The organism is Clostridium sp. 1001283B150210_160208_E6 (genome assembly GCF_015669365.1).
Lineage (GTDB): Bacteria > Bacillota > Clostridia > Clostridiales > Clostridiaceae > Clostridium > Clostridium paraputrificum.
On record NZ_JADPAA010000033.1, the window covers coordinates 1 to 3,858 of the forward strand.

The window sequence follows — 3,858 nt, forward strand, 5'->3', positions numbered from 1 at the left end:
ACAGGAAAGTTAAGCTCTATAGCGCCGATGGTACTGCATGGGAGACTGTGTGGGAGAGTAGGACGTTGCCAAGTAATATGCGCTATTAGCTCAGTTGGTAGAGCACCTGACTCTTAATCAGGGTGTCCCGGGTTCGAATCCCTGATGGCGCACCAAAAACCTTAGAATATTATTCTAAGGTTTTTTTGTATAATAAATTAATAAATAACAAATGAGAAGTGAGGGATAAACATGTCTTTTAAAAACAAGAAAGTAGCAATTGTTGGAACTGGATTAGTTGGGTCAAGTACAGCTTTTAGTCTCATAACTCAAGGTGTGTGTGATAATATTTTAATGATAGACATTAATGAAGAAAAAGCAAAAGGCGAAGTAATGGACCTACAACATTGTATAGAATACTTAAATAAGAATACAAAGATTGAAGTAGGCAGCTATGATATGTGTAGCGATGTTGATGTTGTGGTCATAACAGCAGGAGCACCTCCTAAAAAGGGGCAAACAAGATTAGATACATTAGAACTTTCAGCTAAAATAGTAGAATCTATAGTTAATCCTATAATGAAGAGTGGTTTTAAGGGACACTTTGTTGTAGCATCAAACCCAGCAGATATAATAGCTTATTATGTTTACAAACTATCTGGATTAGATAAAAGTCATGTTATAGGAACTGGAACATCCGTAGATTCTGCAAGATTAAAAAACTTTATTGGAGATTTATTTAATGTAGATCCTAGAAGCGTTCAAGCATATTCAATGGGGGAACATGGAGATTCTCAAATAGTGCCTTGGTCTCATGTATATATAGGGGGAAAACCATTTTTAAAGGTAGTTGAAGATAATAAGCAAAGGTTTGGAGATATAGACTTAGATAAGCTAGTTTTAGATACTGCAAGAGCAGGATGGGAAGTATATAATAGAAAAGGCACTACTTATTACGGCATCGCAACGGCTATAGTAGCTATTATAAAGGCTATATTAAACGATGAGAATAAGATAATGCCTGTATCAGCGTTTTTAGATGGAGAATACAATCAGAAAGATATATATGCTGGGGTACCGGCTATATTAAATAAATCAGGAATAAAAGAAATTGTAGAAATAGATATGACAGATAGAGAATATGATAAGTTTATTGATTCATGTGATGTAATAAGAGAATACATTTCTAAACTAAAATAATCATAAACAGACAAAGTATGGTAATAACTAGGGTTATTACTATACTATTTTTAAATTTTATATAAAAAGTTGTTGACTTACTTAACTAACCCATATATAATTAGGACTTGTTGAGGCAAGAATTATTGCTTAAAGAAATCTGGTGATGATGGCATAGAGGAAACACTCCTTCCCATACCGAACAGGAAAGTTAAGCTCTATAGCGCCAATGGTACTGCATGGGAGACTGTGTGGGAGAGTAGGACGTTGCCAGGTAATATGATCTACTAGCTCAGTCGGTAGAGCACTTGACTTTTAATCAAGGTGTCCGGGGTTCGATTCCCCGGTAGGTCACCAAAGGGTCACTTCACGATGAAGTATTCTCTAATAAGAACTTGCTTAGCATTATATATAAAAAGGATTTTACATTTGTAAAATCCTTTTTTTTTATTAATTACTTTTTAAATAGTGATACAATATCATTTTTTGAGAAAATAAGAAATCTCTTTATACTAGCAAGGTCTTCCTTAAAAGAGGTATTATCGTCTTCAGTTAAATATCCACTTATTACAATTGATATTATGAAGAACAATATACCAAGATTAATATAAATATCTTTTATATCTGCAATAAATAGATTGCTAATACCAATAAAGTCTAAACTTCCTCCATAGAAGATTTTATCTATTAAAGAGCATAAAGATCCACTGAATATAAATAGAAAACACATATCTCCGTAAAAACTATTATTCCCCTTAGAAAGATAATATCTATATAATTCAAAAAATAAAAGGATAGCAATAAAGTTTACAAAGATAAGTAGAGGAAAGCTTATGCCAGTACCAAATCTTGCATTTAGCCAAGAGCCATCAGTATTAATAATGGGATTAAAGCTTAAAAAGCCTTTAATTATATCTATATAATCTTCAAAGAAGAAAAACTTTATTATTAATTTAATCCCTTGGTCTATTACCATTAATATAGAAAAGATAATGATTATTGTTTTACATTTAAATCCTTGAGGATATTTTTGACTAAGTTTATGGAAATAGAAACCTACTAAAGCAAATAGAATAATAAGAGCTATATTCCCAAGTATGGTAGGTAAATCTGTTACTCTACCAGTTAGTATTTCAAATAAAAAGTATACACTCCACATTAATGGAAGAATACTAATAGTAAGATATTTTAAGTTTTTCATTTAGACCTCCAAGTTTTAAGTATTCAAGTATATTTAAAGTTTAACATAAGGAGTTAGAAAATTCACTATAAATGGTTTTTAAGGTATAATTGAATTGGAGTATAAAAGAAAACTACGAAAGAGGGAATGAGAATGTTAACAATTTTTGCAGTTTCAGATTCAATTGGCGAAACAGCTAATCAAGTAGCTGTAGCAGCTGCAAGTCAATTTGGAAAAGAGGTAGAGGTAAGAAGGATTCCATATGTAAAAACATTAGAGGACGTAGAAGATGTTATTAGTTCAGTTTCAGAATGTGAAAAGGCAATGATAATATCTACAGTAATTACTGTTAATGTAAGAGAATATTTAACAGAGAAAGCTATTGCAAAAAATATATTTGTAATCAATGTATTAGGACCTATAATAAATGTGGCATCTACTTTATTAAATGAAGTTCCAAATTATAATCCTGGGGCTATGTGGAATACTGATGAAGAATACTTTAAGAGAATAGAAGCAATGGAATTTGCTATGCAATATGATGATAGTAAGGATTATAGAGGACTAAAGAATGCTGATGTAGTTCTTGTAGGGTTATCCAGAACATCAAAAACACCTTTATGTATTTATTTAGCTAACAAAGGGTTAAAAGCTATTAATATTCCATTAGTACCTGAAGTAGGTGTGCCAGATGAGTTATTTGAAATAGACAAAAAGAAAATATTTGGTCTTACTATAAATCCGCTACAGTTAATAGAGATAAGAAAACGAAGACTAGATAAGTTTCATAGAATTTCCGCTGATATCGAATATGCAGGGGATGCAAGAGTATTAGAAGAATTTGATTTTGCAGATAGAATAATTAAGAGGATAGGATGTAAAACAATAGATGTAACACAAAGAGCAATAGAGGATACTGCACTTATAATATTAGAATCATTAGGACGCAAAAATAATAACTAACATATGAGGGGAAAAAGATGCATTAATGCATCTTTTTTATTTTTTAGGACATTAATATTATTGAAGAATCTAAGAATAGTTTACATGTATACTTAAAAAATATTATCTTACCATCATTAACAAAGGAGCAAGGGATAATAAAGTCATAGCCTTAGGAAGTTCTATAGATTAAGATTATCATAACTTGCTAATTAGCTATATATTTAAATACATAATATGAAGATTATGAGGTTTATATAGTAAACTAGACCAAGTGTATCTACATATGTAGAATTTTGAATTACTGAGAATTAAGTAGAAAATAAGAAATATATTAGTATAATAGCAGTAAAGTGATAATAAGGATAAAAAGAATATGATAATATAAAACACGTCGCTGATGCGAAATATGTAAACAACAAAAAATGAAAAAAAGTTGTTGACAAGATTTCGACAAGGTGATAAGATAAAAAAGTCGCTTGAGTGCGACACACAAATTGGTCTTTGAAAATTGAACAGAATATAAAGTTAAAAACCAGCAATTCTTTTTTACGAGTAAACTTGAGAAATCAAGTTGT

The 3,858-nt window shown here is 30.6% G+C and carries 3 protein-coding genes, 2 tRNA genes and 1 rRNA gene; 5 read left to right on the forward strand and 1 reads right to left on the reverse strand.

Going from position 1 to position 3,858, the window contains the following annotated elements:
* Positions 1-79: 79 nt before the first annotated feature.
* The 4 genes from I4V16_RS17155 to I4V16_RS17170 all read left to right on the forward strand — a co-directional run bounded on the left by I4V16_RS17155 (position 80) and on the right by I4V16_RS17170 (position 1,515).
* Positions 80-155, forward strand: a tRNA-Lys gene (locus tag I4V16_RS17155).
* A gap of 76 nt (positions 156-231) precedes the next feature.
* On the forward strand, positions 232-1,179 hold the full coding sequence (locus I4V16_RS17160) for an L-lactate dehydrogenase (RefSeq protein ID WP_099330301.1): 948 nt from the start codon (positions 232-234) through the stop codon (positions 1,177-1,179).
* A gap of 138 nt (positions 1,180-1,317) precedes the next feature.
* Positions 1,318-1,434: ribosomal RNA gene (gene rrf / locus I4V16_RS17165) — 5S ribosomal RNA — on the forward strand.
* A 5-nt stretch (positions 1,435-1,439) separates the two neighbouring features.
* Positions 1,440-1,515: transfer RNA gene (locus tag I4V16_RS17170), tRNA-Lys, on the forward strand.
* A 97-nt stretch (positions 1,516-1,612) separates the two neighbouring features.
* On the opposite strand, the gene I4V16_RS17175 is transcribed toward I4V16_RS17170, so the two are convergent.
* Positions 1,613-2,359 carry a signal peptidase II gene (locus I4V16_RS17175; protein ID WP_099330300.1) on the reverse strand — a complete coding sequence of 249 codons (747 nt, stop codon included), beginning with the start codon at positions 2,357-2,359 and terminating at the stop codon, positions 1,613-1,615.
* A 132-nt stretch (positions 2,360-2,491) separates the two neighbouring features.
* On the opposite strand from I4V16_RS17175, the gene I4V16_RS17180 reads away from it, so the two are divergent.
* Positions 2,492-3,301 (forward strand): pyruvate, water dikinase regulatory protein, encoded by an 810-nt coding sequence (locus I4V16_RS17180; RefSeq protein ID WP_195966944.1) that lies wholly within the window; start codon positions 2,492-2,494, stop codon positions 3,299-3,301.
* Positions 3,302-3,858: the final 557 nt, after the last annotated feature.